The following is a 17484-nucleotide window of genomic DNA, read 5'->3' on the forward strand; positions in this document are numbered from 1 at the left end:
CCATGAGATACATATCAGTGAAAAATCTCTCCTTTCAATATGAAAGTGAGCCAGTTTTAGAAGGGATCACTTATCATTTAGATAGTGGAGAATTTGTCACCATGACCGGTGAAAATGGTGCTGCAAAGTCAACCTTAATAAAAGCAACCTTAGGAATTTTACAACCAAAGGCTGGACGAGTTACTATTGCTAAAAAAAATAAAGACGGTAAACAATTAAGAATTGCTTACTTGCCGCAGCAAGTAGCTAGCTTTAACGCTGGTTTTCCATCCACCGTTTACGAGTTTGTCAAATCAGGTCGCTACCCACGTAGTGGTTGGTTTAGACATTTGAACAAACACGATGAAGAGCATGTGCAAGCAAGCTTAGAAGCAGTCGGCATGTGGGAAAACCGTCATAAGAGAATTGGTAGTTTATCAGGTGGTCAAAAACAACGTGTGGTTATTGCCCGTATGTTTGCTTCTGACCCTGATATTTTTGTGCTAGACGAGCCAACAACGGGAATGGATAGCGGTACTACTGATACCTTTTATGAACTGATGCACCACAGTGCACATCAACATGGGAAATCCGTTCTGATGATTACCCATGACCCAGAAGAAGTGAAGGCTTATGCTGATCGGAACATTCATTTAGTCAGAAACCAAAAACTTCCTTGGCGTTGTTTCAACATTCATGAAGCTGAAACAGATGACGAAAAAGGAGGTCATGGTCATGCTTGATATTTTATTCTATGATTTCATGCAACGGGCGGTAATGGCGGTAGTTGCCATTAGTATTTTTGCTCCGATTTTAGGTATTTTCCTTATTTTACGTCGTCAAAGTTTGATGAGCGATACCCTTAGTCATGTTTCTTTGGCTGGGGTAGCGCTTGGGGTAGTCCTTGGTATTTCACCAACCATCACTACTATTATTGTTGTGGTTTTAGCTGCTATTTTGTTAGAATACCTGCGTGTAGTTTACAAACACTACATGGAGATTTCAACGGCGATTTTGATGTCACTTGGCTTGGCCCTATCTCTGATTATTATGAGTAAGTCGCATAGTTCATCAAGCATGAGTTTAGAACAATACCTTTTTGGATCGATCATCACGATTAGTATGGAACAAGTTGTCGCCTTGTTTGCTATTGCTGCGATTATTTTAATCTTGACCGTTCTCTTCATTAGACCGATGTACATTCTGACCTTTGATGAAGATACTGCTTTTGTAGATGGTTTGCCCGTTCGCTTGATGTCTGTTCTATTCAATATCGTCACTGGGGTTGCTATTGCTTTGACCATTCCAGCAGCAGGAGCACTTTTGGTTTCTACCATTATGGTCTTGCCAGCAAGTATCGCAATGAGATTGGGTAAAAACTTTAAAACAGTTATCTTACTGGGAATTGTCATCGGTTTTAGCGGTATGTTATCTGGTATTTTCTTATCTTATTTCTTTGAAACGCCAGCTAGTGCCACTATTACCATGATTTTCATTAGTATTTTCCTCTTAGTTAGTCTAGGTGGAATGCTTAAAAAACGGTTATTTTAATAAGAAAAATCCTCACATGTTTAACATGTGAGGATTTATTTATAAATGCTTTAAAAAGGGGGTAAGGTCCCAATTTTCTTGATTAATGGTGATGCCCTCCCAAAAGCTATCATTAGTTAAACGAGGAATCAAATGAAGGTGAAAATGAGTCCCCTCATCCATCAACTCCTTGTCATTGCTGACGCTAGTAACGCCTGAAATGGGAAGGTGCTGCTCTAGCTTAGCAACTAGAGCGGCTTGTAAGTCGATGAGATCATAGTGCCCTTCCTTTGGTAGTTGTGTCAGACTAGTGTAATGGTCTTTGGAAATCAGTAAAAGGTGCCCCTTTTGGATAGGATCAATATCAAAAACAACCTTGAAATATTGACTTTGAGTCAGTAGCTGATTTGCTTTGAGCTGATGGCAAAAGATACATTCTGTCATAGGTACATCTCCTTATGAAAAAACGAGCCAGAGCTCGTTTAATCGGTTATCTAGTAAGTGAGAACAGCGTATTTTTTCTTACCGCGGCGAATAACGGTTAATTGATCATCAATTTTATCATCATTACTTAATTGGTAATCTAAATCTTGAACGCGGTCTCCGTTAATGTAGATTGCTCCATTTTGCACGTCTTCACGCGCCTGGCGTTTTGATGGGGAAATCTTAGCAGCTACTAAAATCTCGACAATATTATGATTGTCTATTGATTGAACGTGATAATTTGGTACATTGCTCAATCCTTGTTTTAATTCATTGGCAGAAAGATTTTTGATGTTTCCAGCAAATAACTGCTCGGTAATGTTAAGAGCTTGTTTATAAGCTTCTTCGCCATGAACCAAGGTAACCACTTCGCGTGCCAAGGTTTTTTGAGCGAGACGCTCGTGACGAGCGGCATTAAATTGAGTTTCAATTTCTGCAATCTCATCTAGAGATAAGAAGGTGAAGATTTTCAAGAAACGCACTGCATCATCATCCATGACATTTAACCAGAATTGGTACATCTCGTAAGGAGACGTCTTATCGGCATCAAGCCAGACAGCATTACCTTCTGATTTACCGAATTTTTTCCCGGTTGAGTCAGTGATGAGTGGTACAGTCATGACGTGCCCAGTTTTATCAGCCTTTTTGCGGAGCAATTCAGTACCAGCTGTCATATTACCCCACTGGTCAGAGCCGCCAATTTGTAAGGTTACATTATGCTTGTCATTGAGTTCGTAGAAGTCGTAGCCCTGCATGATTTGGTAAGCAAACTCAGTGTAAGAAATGCCTGTTTCAATGCGTTTTTTAACAGAGTCTTTACTCATCATGTAGTTAACGGTGAAGTATTTACCGACATCACGGAGGAAGTCAATAAAGCTGATTTGCGAGAACCAGTCGTAGTTGTTGACAAGCTCTGCTTTATTATCACCATTTTCAAAATCAAGGAAAGTAGACAACTGCCCTTTAATCTTGTCACTCCACTCCAAAACTGTTTCTTTGGTTTGAAGGCTGCGCTCTGCATCTTTAAAGGAAGGATCACCAATTAAACCTGTGGCACCCCCCACAAGAGCGTAAGGTTTGTGCCCTGCTAGTTGCAAGCGACGAGATGTTAAGATAGCCACTAGATGGCCCAGATGAAGGCTGTCAGCGGTTGGATCATAACCGGTATAATAGGATACTTGCCCTTCTGTTAATGCTTTGACAAGGGCTTGTTCATCAGTCGTTTGAAAGACCAAGCCACGAGCTTTGAGTTCTTCAAAAATATTCATAGGCTTTCTCCATTTTCATTATAGTTTCGAATCATTATATCAAAAAACGCTACTGCTATGCAAGCTTTATCAAAGTTTGGTATAATGATAAATGAGGTATTTTATGGTGAAATGGAACACGAAACAAAAGCGTATAAGTCATCAAAGATTAGGTCTCTTGGATTTGGGGCCGGTGCTATTACGTACGTTGAGACTACTGTCTAACTTTTTTTATATTGTTATCTTCCTTTTTGGAATGATGGGATTTGGTATGGCATTTGGGTATTTGGCTAGTCAGATTGAATCTGTTAAGGTACCAAGTAAAGAAAGTTTAGTCAAACAAGTTGAATCATTAACGATGATTTCGCAAATGAACTATTCTGATAATAGTTTAATTTCTACTTTAGATACGGATTTACTTCGAACACCAGTAGCTAATGATGCGATTTCAGAGAATATCAAAAAAGCTATTGTATCAACAGAAGACGAACATTTTCAAGAACATAAAGGTATCGTGCCAAAAGCTGTTTTTCGGGCAACATTGGCTTCTGTATTGGGATTTGGAGAAGCTAGTGGAGGTTCGACCTTAACACAGCAATTAGTCAAGCAACAAGTTTTGGGAGACGATCCCACATTTAAGCGCAAGTCTAAGGAGATCGTTTACGCTCTTGCCTTAGAGCGTTATATGTCCAAAGACAATATCTTATGTGATTATCTTAATGTTTCACCTTTTGGCCGTAACAACAAGGGTCAAAATATTGCTGGTGTTGAAGAAGCTGCGCGTGGCATTTTTGGCGTTTCTGCCAAAGATTTAACGGTGCCACAGGCAGCATTTTTGGCGGGTCTTCCGCAGAGTCCTATTGTTTACTCTCCTTATTTGTCAACGGGACAACTGAAATCAGAAAAGGACATGGCTTATGGCATCAAGCGTCAGCAAAATGTTCTCTTTAACATGTACCGTACAGGTGTTCTGTCTAAAAAAGAATACGAGGACTATAAGGCTTATCCGATTCAAAAGGATTTTATTCAACCGGGAAGTGCAATAGTAAATAATCACGATTACCTTTATTACACGGTGTTAGCGGATGCTAAGAAAGCCATGTATAGCTATTTGATTAAGCGAGATAAGGTGTCTAGTCGTGACTTGAAAAATGACGAGACTAAGGCTGCTTATGAAGAGAGAGCCTTAACAGAATTGCAACAGGGTGGCTATACCATCACCACAACCATTAATAAGCCTATTTACAATGCGATGCAGACAGCGGCAGCTCAGTTTGGTGGCTTGTTAGATGATGGCACTGGTACAGTTCAAATGGGAAATGTCTTGACAGACAATGCGACTGGTGCTGTGTTAGGTTTTGTTGGTGGTAGAGATTATGCTCTGAATCAAAATAATCATGCTTTCAATACAGTTAGATCGCCAGGTTCTAGCATTAAACCGATAATCGCTTATGGTCCTGCTATTGATCAAGGTTTAATGGGGAGTGCTAGCGTTTTGTCTAATTACCCAACAACTTACTCGAGTGGCCAAAAAATCATGCATGCTGATAGTGAAGGAACAGCCATGATGCCACTTCAAGAGGCCCTAAATACTTCTTGGAACATCCCAGCTTTTTGGACACAGAAATTACTGCGTGAAAAAGGTGTCGATGTCGAAAATTATATGACAAAAATGGGTTATAAGATTGCAGACTACTCGATTGAAAGTTTACCTCTAGGGGGCGGTATTGAAGTCTCGGTTGCTCAACAAACCAATGCTTACCAAATGCTTTCAAACAATGGCTTATATCAAAAGCAATATATTGTAGATAAGATTACTGCTAGCGATGGTACAGTCGTTTACAAACATGAAAATAAGCCAATTCGTATTTTTTCTGCAGCAACAGCTACGATTTTACAAGAATTGTTGAGAGGTCCGATTACTTCAGGCGCTACGACTACTTTCAAGAACCGTTTGGCGGCTATTAATCCGTGGCTTGCTAATGCTGATTGGATTGGTAAGACCGGAACAACTGAGAATTATACGGATGTTTGGCTAGTCCTGTCTACTCCAAAAGTTACTTTAGGCGGTTGGGCAGGACATGATGACAATACCTCATTAGCGCCATTAACAGGATATAACAATAATTCTAATTATCTTGCCTATTTAGCTAATGCCATTAATCAGGCCGATCCCAATGTTATTGGAGTAGGGCAACGCTTCAACTTAGATCCAGGAGTCATTAAGGCGAATGTCTTGAAGTCAACAGGTTTACAACCAGGAACTGTTAATGTCAATGGACATACTTTTTCTGTTGGTGGAGAAATGACCACCAGTCTATGGTCCCAAAAAGGACCGGGGGCTATGACTTACCGATTTGCTATTGGTGGCACGGATGCCGATTATCAAAAAGCCTGGGGGAACTTCGGGTTCAGAAAAAATTAGGTTGCCATTTATCGATAAAAAGGGTATAATAGTAATAACTATTTGTCGTCCAATCTAGCTGAAATATTGTCCAGTTAGGAAGAACAGCAGTTAAATCACACTGATAAAGTCAGATTTAGCTGCTCTTTTTGTGTCTATTTTTAGAAAAGATAGGGTTTGTAACCTATATTTAAATATTCTAAAAATTAACATTTAGGGCAAATGATAACTTAGTTGCGATTTGCTGAAACAGCAAAGCTTAAATAGAAGAAGGAGCTAAAAACTTGGCAGGACATGAAGTTCGATACGGAAAACACCGTACACGTCGTAGCTTTTCAAGAATCAAAGAAGTTCTTGATTTACCAAATTTGATTGAAATTCAAACTGACTCATTCCAAGATTTCCTCGATTCAGGTTTGAAAGAAGTATTTGAAGATGTACTTCCTATTTCAAACTTTACGGATACTATGGAACTTGAATTTGTTGGTTACGAATTTAAAGAACCTAAATATACCCTTGAAGAAGCTCGTATCCACGATGCAAGTTATTCTGCACCAATCTTTGTTACCTTCCGTTTGGTCAATAAAGAAACTGGTGAGATTAAAACTCAAGAAGTCTTCTTTGGTGATTTCCCAATCATGACGGAAATGGGTACCTTTATTATCAATGGTGGTGAACGTATCATCGTTTCTCAGTTGGTGCGTTCTCCAGGTGTTTATTTCAACGATAAAGTTGATAAAAACGGTAAAGTTGGTTACGGATCAACAGTGATTCCTAACCGTGGGGCTTGGTTGGAATTAGAGACTGACTCAAAAGACATTGCCTACACTCGTATTGACCGTACCCGTAAGATTCCATTCACAACCTTGGTTCGTGCCCTTGGTTTCTCAGGTGATGATGAAATTGTTGATATCTTTGGTGAAAGCGACCTTGTTCGTAATACCATTGAAAAAGACATTCACAAAAATCCAAGTGATTCTCGTACAGACGAAGCCCTTAAAGAAATTTACGAGCGTCTTCGTCCAGGTGAGCCAAAAACTGCAGATAGCTCTCGTAGTCTTTTGATTGCGCGTTTCTTTGATGCACGTCGTTACGATTTGGCTGCGGTTGGTCGTTACAAAGTGAACAAAAAACTTAATATCAAGACTCGTCTTTTGAACCAAATCATTGCTGAAAACCTTGTGGATGCTGAAACTGGCGAAATTTTGGTAGAAGCTGGAACTGAGATGACTCGTAGCGTCATCGAATCCATCGAAGAACACCTTGACGGTGATTTGAACAAGTTTGTTTACACACCAAATGATTACGCTGTGGTTACTGAACCAGTTGTCCTTCAAAAGTTCAAGGTTGTGTCACCAATTGATCCTGATCGTGTAGTAACTATTGTTGGTAATGCCAATCCAGATGATAAGGTTCGTGCATTGACACCTGCTGATATTTTGGCAGAAATGTCTTACTTCTTGAACCTTGCTGAAGGTCTTGGAAAAGTTGACGATATTGACCACTTGGGTAACCGTCGTATCCGTGCCGTTGGTGAATTGCTTGCCAACCAATTCCGCATCGGTCTTGCTCGTATGGAGCGTAACGTGCGTGAGCGTATGTCTGTTCAAGACAACGATGTGTTAACACCACAACAAATCATCAATATCCGTCCTGTCACAGCAGCTGTCAAAGAATTCTTCGGTTCGTCTCAGTTGTCACAGTTCATGGACCAACACAACCCATTGTCAGAGTTGTCTCACAAACGTCGTTTATCTGCCTTAGGACCTGGTGGTTTGACACGTGACCGTGCTGGTTATGAGGTTCGTGACGTGCATTACACGCACTATGGCCGTATGTGTCCGATTGAAACACCTGAAGGACCAAACATTGGTTTGATTAATAACTTGTCTTCATTTGGACATCTTAATAAATATGGTTTCATCCAAACACCTTACCGTAAGGTTGACCGTGCGACTGGTACGGTAACTAACGAGATTGTTTGGTTGACTGCCGACGAAGAAGACGAATACACAGTTGCACAGGCCAATTCGAAACTAAACGAAGATGGCACTTTTGCTGAAGAAATCGTTATGGGTCGTCACCAAGGTAATAACCAAGAATTTTCTGCAAGTGTTGTTGATTTCGTTGACGTTTCCCCTAAACAGGTAGTTGCTGTTGCGACGGCATGTATTCCTTTCTTGGAAAACGATGACTCCAACCGTGCCCTCATGGGTGCCAACATGCAACGTCAGGCTGTGCCATTGATTGATCCAAAAGCACCATATGTTGGTACTGGTATGGAATATCAAGCTGCCCATGACTCAGGCGCTGCGGTGATTGCTCAGCAAAATGGTAAAGTTGTCTTTTCTGATGCTGAAAAAGTGGAAATCCGTCGTCAAGATGGCTCGCTTGATGTTTACCACATTACCAAATTCCGTCGTTCAAACTCAGGAACAGCCTATAACCAACGCACCCTTGTTAAAGTAGGAGACATTGTTGAAAAAGGTGATTTCATCGCTGATGGACCTTCTATGGAAAATGGTGAAATGGCTCTTGGACAAAACCCAGTCGTTGCTTACATGACTTGGGAAGGTTATAACTTTGAGGATGCCGTTATCATGAGTGAGCGCCTTGTGAAAGAAGATGTCTACACATCTGTTCACTTGGAAGAATTCGAATCTGAAACGCGTGATACAAAACTTGGCCCTGAAGAAATCACTCGGGAAATCCCAAATGTTGGTGAAGAAGCCCTCAAAGACCTTGACGAAATGGGCATTATCCGTATCGGTGCTGAGGTTAAAGAAGGCGACATCTTAGTAGGTAAAGTCACACCTAAAGGTGAAAAAGACCTTTCTGCTGAAGAACGTTTACTTCACGCCATCTTTGGGGATAAATCGCGTGAAGTGCGTGATACCTCACTTCGTGTCCCTCACGGTGGTGATGGTATCGTTCGTGATGTGAAAATCTTTACACGCGCTAACGGCGATGAATTGCAATCAGGTGTTAATATGCTTGTGCGTGTTTACATCGCTCAAAAACGTAAAATCAAGGTCGGAGATAAAATGGCCGGTCGTCACGGAAACAAGGGTGTCGTTTCACGTATTGTACCAGTTGAAGACATGCCATACCTTCCAGACGGAACACCAGTTGACATCATGTTGAACCCTCTTGGGGTGCCATCACGGATGAATATTGGTCAGGTTATGGAACTTCACCTTGGTATGGCTGCTCGTAATCTTGGTATTCACATTGCAACACCTGTCTTTGACGGGGCTTCATCAGAAGACCTTTGGGACACTGTTCGTGAAGCTGGTATGGATAGCGATGCTAAGACGGTCCTTTATGATGGTCGCACCGGTGAACCATTTGACAACCGTGTATCCGTTGGTGTCATGTATATGATCAAACTTCACCACATGGTTGATGATAAACTTCATGCCCGTTCTGTAGGACCATACTCACTTGTTACCCAACAGCCACTTGGTGGTAAAGCTCAATTTGGTGGACAACGTTTTGGTGAGATGGAGGTTTGGGCCCTTGAAGCTTATGGTGCATCAAATGTTCTTCAAGAAATCTTGACCTACAAGTCAGATGACGTCACAGGACGTTTGAAAGCCTATGAAGCGATTACTAAAGGTAAACCAATTCCAAAACCAGGTGTACCAGAATCCTTCCGTGTTCTTGTAAAAGAATTGCAATCGCTTGGTCTTGATATGCGTGTGCTTGACGAGGATGATAATGAAGTGGAACTTCGTGATCTTGATGAAGGTGAAGACGATGACATTATGCATGTTGACGATCTCGAGAAGGCACGTGAAAAACAAGCTCAAGAAACTCAAGAAGTTTCTGAAACAACTGACGAAAAATAAGCAATCAATTCTTATTAAATAATTATTTACTGGTCTGGGGCAAAGGCCCCAGGAACTGGTAAAGTCATCAAAGGCAGAAAGGTAAAACTAGTGGTTGACGTAAATCGTTTTAAAAGTATGCAAATCACATTAGCCTCACCAAGTAAGGTCCGTTCATGGTCTTATGGTGAAGTTAAAAAACCTGAAACAATCAACTACCGTACATTAAAACCAGAACGTGAAGGACTCTTTGACGAAGTCATCTTTGGTCCAACAAAAGACTGGGAATGTGCGTGTGGTAAGTACAAACGTATCCGTTATAAAGGGATCGTTTGTGATCGCTGTGGGGTTGAGGTAACTCGTGCTAAAGTACGTCGTGAACGTATGGGTCACATTGAGTTAAAAGCTCCTGTATCACATATCTGGTATTTCAAAGGGATTCCATCTCGTATGGGATTGACTCTTGATATGAGTCCTCGTGCCCTTGAAGAAGTGATCTATTTTGCGGCTTATGTGGTCATTGATCCAAAAGATACACCGCTTGAACCAAAATCATTATTAACAGAACGTGAATACCGTGAAAAACTACAAGAGTATGGTCATGGGTCATTTGTCGCTAAGATGGGTGCTGAAGCCATTCAAGATCTCTTGAAACGTGTGGACTTGGCAGCTGAAATCGCTGAATTAAAAGAAGAGTTGAAATCTGCTTCTGGTCAAAAACGGATTAAAGCAGTTCGTCGTTTAGACGTCCTTGATGCCTTTAACAAATCTGGAAATAAACCAGAATGGATGGTTCTTAACATCCTGCCGGTTATTCCACCAGATCTTCGTCCGATGGTTCAATTGGATGGTGGTCGTTTTGCGGCATCAGACTTGAATGACTTGTACCGTCGTGTGATTAACCGTAATAACCGTTTGGCACGTTTGTTAGAACTTAATGCCCCTGGCATCATTGTTCAAAATGAAAAACGAATGCTTCAAGAAGCCGTTGATGCTTTGATTGATAATGGTCGTCGTGGTCGTCCAATCACTGGACCAGGAAGTCGTCCATTGAAATCATTGAGCCACATGCTTAAAGGTAAACAAGGGCGTTTCCGTCAAAACTTGCTTGGTAAACGTGTAGACTTCTCTGGACGTTCCGTTATCGCTGTTGGTCCAACCCTTAAAATGTATCAATGTGGTGTCCCACGTGAAATGGCTATCGAGCTTTTTAAACCATTTGTAATGCGCGAAATTGTTGCCAAAGAATATGCTGGTAACGTTAAAGCCGCTAAACGTATGGTTGAACGTGGCGACGAACGCATCTGGGATATCTTAGAAGAAGTTATCAAAGAACACCCAGTCCTACTTAACCGCGCACCGACTCTTCACAGACTTGGTATTCAGGCTTTTGAACCCGTTCTTATTGACGGTAAGGCACTTCGTCTTCACCCACTTGTGTGTGAGGCCTACAATGCCGACTTCGATGGAGACCAAATGGCCATTCACGTGCCACTTTCAGAAGAAGCACAAGCTGAAGCTCGTCTTTTGATGCTTGCTGCAGAGCACATCTTGAACCCTAAAGATGGTAAACCAGTTGTTACTCCATCTCAGGATATGGTTCTTGGTAACTACTATCTTACGATGGAAGATGCTGGTCGCGAAGGCGAAGGTATGATTTTCAAGGATAAAGACGAAGCTGTGATGGCATATCGTAATGGTTATGCTCATCTTCATAGTCGTGTGGGTATCGCTGTTGACAGCATGCCAAACAAACCTTGGAAAGACAATCAAAGACATAAAATCATGGTGACAACTGTTGGTAAGATTCTCTTTAACGATATCATGCCAGAGGACCTTCCTTACCTCCAAGAGCCAAACAATGCCAACTTGACAGAAGGAACACCTGATAAATACTTCCTTGAACCTGGTCAAGACATCCAAGAAGTGATTGATCGCTTAGACATCAATGTGCCATTTAAGAAGAAAAACCTCGGTAACATCATTGCGGAAACCTTCAAACGTTTCCGTACAACAGAAACATCAGCCTTCCTTGACCGCTTGAAAGACCTTGGTTACTACCACTCAACCCTTGCTGGTTTGACAGTGGGTATCGCTGACATTCCTGTTATTGATAATAAAGCTGAAATCATTGATGCTGCTCACCATCGTGTTGAAGAAATTAACAAAGCCTTCCGTCGTGGTTTGATGACAGATGATGACCGTTATGTTGCCGTTACAACAACATGGCGTGAAGCTAAAGAAGCCCTTGAAAAACGTCTGATTGAAACACAAGATCCTAAGAACCCAATCGTTATGATGATGGACTCAGGAGCTCGTGGTAACATCTCAAACTTCTCACAGCTTGCTGGTATGCGTGGTTTGATGGCTGCTCCTAACGGACGCATCATGGAACTTCCTATCTTGTCAAACTTCCGTGAAGGTTTGAGCGTTTTGGAAATGTTCTTCTCAACCCACGGTGCACGTAAAGGGATGACCGATACGGCCCTTAAAACAGCCGACTCAGGTTACCTTACTCGTCGTTTGGTTGACGTTGCCCAAGATGTTATCATTCGTGAGGACGATTGTGGCACTGATCGTGGTCTTCTTATCCGTGCTATTACAGATGGTAAAGAAGTTACCGAAACGCTTGAAGAGCGTCTTCAAGGTCGTTACACACGTAAATCAGTCAAACACCCTGAAACTGGTGAAGTCTTGATTGGTGCTGACCAATTAATCACTGAAGACATGGCTCGTAAGATTGTTGATGCAGGTGTTGAAGAAGTGACCATTCGTTCTGTCTTTACCTGTGCGACTCGTCATGGTGTCTGCCGTCACTGTTATGGTATCAACTTGGCAACTGGTGATGCTGTTGAAGTGGGTGAAGCAGTTGGTACTATTGCTGCCCAATCTATCGGTGAGCCTGGTACTCAGCTTACCATGCGTACCTTCCACACGGGTGGTGTAGCCTCAAATACCGATATCACCCAGGGTCTTCCTCGTATTCAAGAGATCTTTGAAGCACGTAATCCTAAAGGGGAAGCGGTCATTACTGAAGTGAAAGGGAATGTCGTCGAGATTGAAGAAGATGCGTCAACTCGTACCAAGAAAGTCTACGTTCAAGGAAAAACTGGCATGGGCGAATATGTCATACCATTTACAGCACGTATGAAAGTTGAAGTTGGCGACGAAGTTAATCGCGGAGCTGCCCTTACAGAAGGGTCAATTCAACCGAAACGTCTCCTTGAAGTGCGTGATACCTTGTCAGTTGAAACGTACCTTCTTGCAGAAGTACAAAAAGTTTACCGTAGCCAAGGGGTAGAAATCGGAGACAAACACGTTGAGGTAATGGTTCGCCAAATGCTTCGTAAAGTTCGTGTCATGGATCCAGGTGATACAGACCTCCTTCCAGGTACACTTATGGATATTTCTGATTTCACAGATGCTAACAAAGATATTGTTATCTCTGGTGGTATTCCTGCGACATCTCGTCCTGTTCTTATGGGTATTACTAAGGCTTCCCTTGAAACCAATTCCTTCTTATCAGCTGCATCCTTCCAAGAAACAACTCGTGTTCTTACAGATGCTGCTATCCGTGGTAAAAAAGATCATCTTCTTGGTCTTAAAGAAAATGTTATCATTGGTAAAATCATCCCAGCTGGTACTGGTATGGCTCGTTACCGTAACATTGAACCACAAGCGATGAATGAGATTGAAGTGATTGATCATACAGAAGTCTCAGCAGAAGCCGTTTTTACAGCAGAAGCAGAATAATCTCATGAAAGGGTCCTTAGGGGCTCTTTTTTGTCTGAGTTTGTTGGCAGTAAAAAGCATTGACAATCAGTCTTAGTCCCAATGAGCAGATGTTTTTCAAAATACTTATGATTTAGCTATAATAATGCATAAGAGGAATGGGTAATGTGTTATGTATCAAGTAATTAAAATGTATGGTGATTGGGAGCCTTGGTGGTTCATCGATGGATGGCAAGACGATATTATAGATGAGCAACAATTTAGTGACTGGCAAGAAGCGCTTGATTATTTTAATCAAGAATGGCAGCGCATGAAAGCTATTTTTCCTAGTTATCATAGTCAAAAGAATTTGTTAGCTACTTTTTGGGAAAAAGAAGATAAAAGATGGTGCGAGGACTGTGACGAAGATTTGCAGCAGTTTCATTCTCTTTTACTCCTTAAAAATAAAGATATTGTACCAAGCAATAATTATATCCCTGAATTTGAACAACGAAATGATTCACCACAGGTAGCTTATCTTTGCAAGTTAAACCTTTAAGTGTTTGTTAAAAACAAAATAAGTTAAAAGAAAATATCACTTCTTCTGATATTTTCTTTTTTTGTTTACGAATAAATGAGTAAGGAGGAATTATGGTACAAGCATTAGCAAAAGCTATTCTAGCAAAAGCTGAACAGGTTCATGCACAAGATATTTATATTTTGCCAAGAGCAGATCAATATGATCTTTTTTTACGAATAGGAGATGAAAGGAGATTAGTTGATGTTTATCAGAGCGATCGGATGGCTCCTCTTATTAGTCACTTTAAATTCGTTGCAGGAATGATAGTTGGTGAAAAGAGACGTTGTCAGGTGGGTTCATGTGATTATAAGCTTAGTAAAGATAAGCAGTTATCTTTGCGCTTATCTAGCGTGGGTGATTATCGCGGGCAAGAAAGCTTAGTGATTCGTCTGCTTCATCATCAAAATAAAAGTGTACATTATTGGTTTGATGGATTGACAAAAGTAGCCAATCAGGTTGGCGGTAGAGGGTTGTATTTATTTGCAGGACCAGTTGGGTCTGGGAAGACAACCTTGATGTACCAGCTGATTTCGAATTATCATCAAGAAGCACAGGTTATTAGTATAGAAGATCCTGTAGAAATTAAAAATCACCAAATTTTACAATTACAAGTGAATGATGATATTGGTATGACTTATGACAATTTGATCAAACTGTCTTTACGCCATCGACCAGATATTTTAGTTATTGGTGAGATTCGAGATAGTCAAACAGCAAGAGCCGTTATTAGGGCTAGTCTAACAGGTGCCATGGTTTTTTCAACGGTTCACGCTAAAAGTATCTCGGGTGTTTATGCAAGATTGTTAGAACTTGGTGTAACGAAAGCAGAACTGTCTAATTGCTTAGCATTAATTGCTTACCAAAGGTTACTTAATGGAGGAGCATTGATTGACTCTACTCAAAACGAATTTGAATATTATTCCTCATCGAACTGGAATCAACAAATTGATCAGCTTCTTGAGGCAGGACATCTCAATCCCAAGCAAGCTAAGCTTGAAAAAATTATCTAGTAAACATCAGCATAAATTCATTCAATTACTAGCTAATCTTTTATCTACAGGATTTAGCTTCGCAGAGGTTATTGCTTTTTTAAAAAGAAGCCAGTTGCTTCAGCTAGATTATGTTCTTAAAATGGAAGAGTCTTTATTAAAAGGACAAGGCTTAGCAGATATGTTGTCGGGTTTAGGTTTTTCAGATGCTATTCTTACTCAAATTAGTTTAGCTGATAGACACGGTAATATTGAAACAACATTAGTAGCGATTCAACATTACTTGAACCAAATGGCAAGGATCAGACGAAAAACTGTTGAAGTTATCACCTATCCTCTTATTCTTTTACTTTTTCTTTTTGTGATGATGCTAGGGTTGAGACGCTATTTAGTCCCTCAATTAGAAACTCAAAATCAGATAACTTACTTTCTTAACCATTTTCCTGCCTTCTTTATAGGTTTTTGCTCAGGTCTTATTTTGTTGTTCGGGATGGTATGGCTACGATGGCGATCTCAAAGCCGCTTGAAACTCTATAGTCGGCTAAGCCGTTATCCTTTTTTAGGTAAACTGTTAAAACAATACTTAACTAGTTATTATGCTAGAGAATGGGGTACGTTAATAGGTCAAGGTCTTGATTTGATGACTATTTTAGACATTATGGCCATTGAGAAATCCTCACTAATGAAAGAATTAGCTGAGGACATCAGAATGAGTCTGCTTGAAGGGCAAGCCTTTCACATTAAAGTAGCTACCTACCCTTTTTTTAAAAAAGAATTAAGTTTAATGATTGAATACGGTGAAATCAAATCGAAACTGGGGGCTGAGTTGGAAATCTATGCCCAGGAAAGCTGGGAACAATTTTTTAGTCAGCTTTATCAAGTGACACAACTTATTCAACCAGCTATTTTTTTAGTAGTTGCTGTGACAATCGTCATGATTTATGCGGCAATCCTATTACCAATTTACCAAAATATGGGAGGTATTTTTTAAGATGATTAATCAATGGAACAACTTACGACACAAGAAGCTAAAAGGATTTACTCTTCTAGAAATGTTATTGGTGATTCTTGTCATCAGTGTTTTGATGCTATTATTTGTGCCTAATTTAAGCAAGCAAAAAGACAGGGTTACAGAAACAGGTAATGCCGCTGTTGTTAAATTAGTGGAGAATCAAGCAGAACTATATGAATTATCTCAAGGCTCAAAACCAAGTTTGAGCCAGTTAAAGGCAGATGGTAGTATCACTGAGAAACAAGAAAAAGCTTATCAAGACTATTATGACAAACATAAAAATGAAAAAGCCCGTCTTAGCAATTAAAGCTTTTACTTTGCTTGAAACTTTACTAAGTTTGTCAGTGATGAGTTTCATTATATTGGGATTGTCTGTACCAGTGACAAAAAGCTATCAAAAAGTAGAAGAGCATCTGTTTTTTAGCCATTTTGAACATTTGTATCGACATCAGCAAAAGTTAGCCATATTACAGCAAAAACAGCGCGTCTTGGATATTTCTTCAACAAAAATTGTTACAGAAGGTAATAGCCTAACAGTTCCTAAATCAATAACAGTGAATCATCCTTATCGGTTAGTTATTGATCAGATGGGAGGCAACCATTCCTTAGCTAAAATTATTTTTGACATGACTGATCGACGCTTTAAATACCAATTTTATCTAGGGAGTGGGAATTATCAAAAAACAAGTCAAAGCTTACATAGCCCTTGAAAGTATGATCGCAACAGGCATCCTCTTTAGTATTGTCATTCTCGTCTTAAGCAGTTTACAGCAGAGTCAGGCTGCTCTAACGTACTATCGAAAGCAGCAAGAAAAGCTTAATCTAGCCTTGATGGCAGTACAAACTAGAACTAAAGAGATGACATTGAATGGTTGTCATATTACTATTTTACGTACGGATAGATACATTAGTATTCACGATGACGAAGGAGAAGTGATGAAGATTGAGTAAACAATTAAGTAACATAAAAGCTTTTACCCTTCTAGAGGCGTTAATAGCCTTACTCGTGATATCAGGGTCTTTATTGGTTTATCAAGGTTTGACCCGAACCCTCCTTAAACATAGCCATTATCTAGCCCGTCATGATCAAGATAATTGGCTCTTATTTTCTCATCAATTGCGAGAGGAGTTAAGTGGAGCAAGGTTTTACAAAGTAGCTGATAATAAACTATACGTTGAAAAAGGAAAGAAAGTACTAGCTTTTGGCCAATTTAAAAGTCATGATTTTCGAAAATCAGCTAGTAATGGAAAAGGGTATCAACCCATGTTATTTGGAATATCACGTAGTCATATTCACATAGAGCAGTCACAGATTTGCATTACTTTAAAGTGGAAAAGTGGGTTAGAAAGGACTTTTTATTATGCCTTTCAAGACTAATCTCAAAGCAGGCATCCTTTTGTATGCTATGTTTATGGCTAGTATTTTTTTGCTGGTTTTACAGGTTTACCTTTCTCAAGTGACAGCTCTACACAAGGAATACCAAGCTCAAACTGACTATGTTAAAGCCCGACTGATAGCAGAAATAGTTTATCAAGATCATAGATATAAAGCTTCTAATCCTGTCTTTTTTAAAGGTGGTCAAGTCATTTGTCGAGAGCGAAAAGAGAGATGGATGTTAATTGTTAAGTTAGATCAGCAACGACAGTATCAGTTTGAATACCTTAAACCCAAACAATATAGTCAATAAATAGTATTGTTGTCATAAATCCTTAAAATGA

General features: G+C 40.2%; 15 protein-coding genes. 13 read left to right on the forward strand and 2 right to left on the reverse strand.

All coding sequences use genetic code 11. From position 1 onward, the window contains the following. Positions 1-2 precede the first annotated feature (2 nt). Together B6D67_RS00605 and B6D67_RS00610 are read left to right on the forward strand one after the other, a co-directional pair. Positions 3-722: a metal ABC transporter ATP-binding protein gene (locus tag B6D67_RS00605; RefSeq protein WP_010921791.1), complete on the forward strand. Its 720-nt coding sequence runs from the start codon at positions 3-5 to the stop codon at positions 720-722. Next, the gene (locus tag B6D67_RS00610) at positions 715-1530 is read left to right on the forward strand and encodes a metal ABC transporter permease (RefSeq protein ID WP_010921792.1); all 816 of its coding nucleotides are present in this window, start codon (positions 715-717) and stop codon (positions 1528-1530) included. Before B6D67_RS00605 ends, B6D67_RS00610 begins: the two co-directional genes overlap by 8 nt. Before the next feature lie 39 nt (positions 1531-1569). Here the strand turns inward: B6D67_RS00610 and B6D67_RS00615 are convergent, their stop codons facing one another. Together B6D67_RS00615 and tyrS are read right to left on the reverse strand one after the other, a co-directional pair. Further along, positions 1570-1953 (reverse strand): HIT family protein, encoded by a 384-nt coding sequence (locus tag B6D67_RS00615; RefSeq protein WP_010921793.1) that lies wholly within the window; start codon positions 1951-1953, stop codon positions 1570-1572. A gap of 50 nt (positions 1954-2003) precedes the next feature. Continuing rightward, complete coding sequence (gene tyrS / locus B6D67_RS00620) at positions 2004-3260, reverse strand: tyrosine--tRNA ligase (RefSeq protein ID WP_010921794.1); 1257 nt, start codon at positions 3258-3260, stop codon at positions 2004-2006. Positions 3261-3363: 103 nt separating this feature from the next. On the opposite strand from tyrS, the gene pbp1b reads away from it, so the two are divergent. From pbp1b to comGG, 11 genes are all read left to right on the forward strand, one after another. Beyond that, positions 3364-5664: a penicillin-binding protein PBP1B gene (pbp1b, locus tag B6D67_RS00625; protein ID WP_015055892.1), complete on the forward strand. Its 2301-nt coding sequence runs from the start codon at positions 3364-3366 to the stop codon at positions 5662-5664. A 263-nt stretch (positions 5665-5927) separates the two neighbouring features. Then, positions 5928-9494: a DNA-directed RNA polymerase subunit beta gene (gene rpoB / locus B6D67_RS00630; protein ID WP_010921796.1), complete on the forward strand. Its 3567-nt coding sequence runs from the start codon at positions 5928-5930 to the stop codon at positions 9492-9494. A gap of 90 nt (positions 9495-9584) precedes the next feature. Further along, on the forward strand, positions 9585-13226 hold the full coding sequence (gene rpoC, locus B6D67_RS00635) for a DNA-directed RNA polymerase subunit beta' (protein WP_010921797.1): 3642 nt from the start codon (positions 9585-9587) through the stop codon (positions 13224-13226). A gap of 151 nt (positions 13227-13377) precedes the next feature. Then, positions 13378-13743: a DUF1033 family protein gene (locus tag B6D67_RS00640; protein ID WP_002986560.1), complete on the forward strand. Its 366-nt coding sequence runs from the start codon at positions 13378-13380 to the stop codon at positions 13741-13743. Positions 13744-13835: 92 nt separating this feature from the next. Continuing rightward, entirely contained in the window at positions 13836-14774 is a 939-nt protein-coding gene (comGA, locus tag B6D67_RS00645; RefSeq protein WP_010921798.1) for a competence type IV pilus ATPase ComGA, read from the forward strand. Further along, positions 14710-15744, forward strand: coding sequence for a competence type IV pilus assembly protein ComGB (comGB, locus tag B6D67_RS00650; RefSeq protein ID WP_011054115.1), 1035 nt, complete (start codon positions 14710-14712; stop codon positions 15742-15744). Before comGA ends, comGB begins: the two co-directional genes overlap by 65 nt. A 1-nt stretch (position 15745) precedes the next feature. Further along, the gene (comGC, locus tag B6D67_RS00655) at positions 15746-16072 is read left to right on the forward strand and encodes a competence type IV pilus major pilin ComGC (RefSeq protein ID WP_002986552.1); all 327 of its coding nucleotides are present in this window, start codon (positions 15746-15748) and stop codon (positions 16070-16072) included. Next, the gene (gene comGD / locus B6D67_RS00660; RefSeq protein ID WP_002986548.1) at positions 16047-16475 is read left to right on the forward strand and encodes a competence type IV pilus minor pilin ComGD; all 429 of its coding nucleotides are present in this window, start codon (positions 16047-16049) and stop codon (positions 16473-16475) included. The genes comGC and comGD overlap by 26 nt, the downstream gene beginning before the upstream one ends. Further along, the gene (gene comGE, locus B6D67_RS00665; protein ID WP_002987779.1) at positions 16432-16716 is read left to right on the forward strand and encodes a competence type IV pilus minor pilin ComGE; all 285 of its coding nucleotides are present in this window, start codon (positions 16432-16434) and stop codon (positions 16714-16716) included. Before comGD ends, comGE begins: the two co-directional genes overlap by 44 nt. Further along, entirely contained in the window at positions 16709-17143 is a 435-nt protein-coding gene (comGF, locus tag B6D67_RS00670) for a competence type IV pilus minor pilin ComGF (RefSeq protein ID WP_010921800.1), read from the forward strand. The genes comGE and comGF overlap by 8 nt, the downstream gene beginning before the upstream one ends. Further along, positions 17127-17453: a competence type IV pilus minor pilin ComGG gene (comGG, locus tag B6D67_RS00675; protein WP_010921801.1), complete on the forward strand. Its 327-nt coding sequence runs from the start codon at positions 17127-17129 to the stop codon at positions 17451-17453. The genes comGF and comGG overlap by 17 nt, the downstream gene beginning before the upstream one ends. Positions 17454-17484: the final 31 nt, after the last annotated feature.

Source organism: Streptococcus pyogenes (assembly GCF_002055535.1).
In the GTDB taxonomy this organism is placed as follows: Bacteria; Bacillota; Bacilli; order Lactobacillales; family Streptococcaceae; genus Streptococcus; species Streptococcus pyogenes.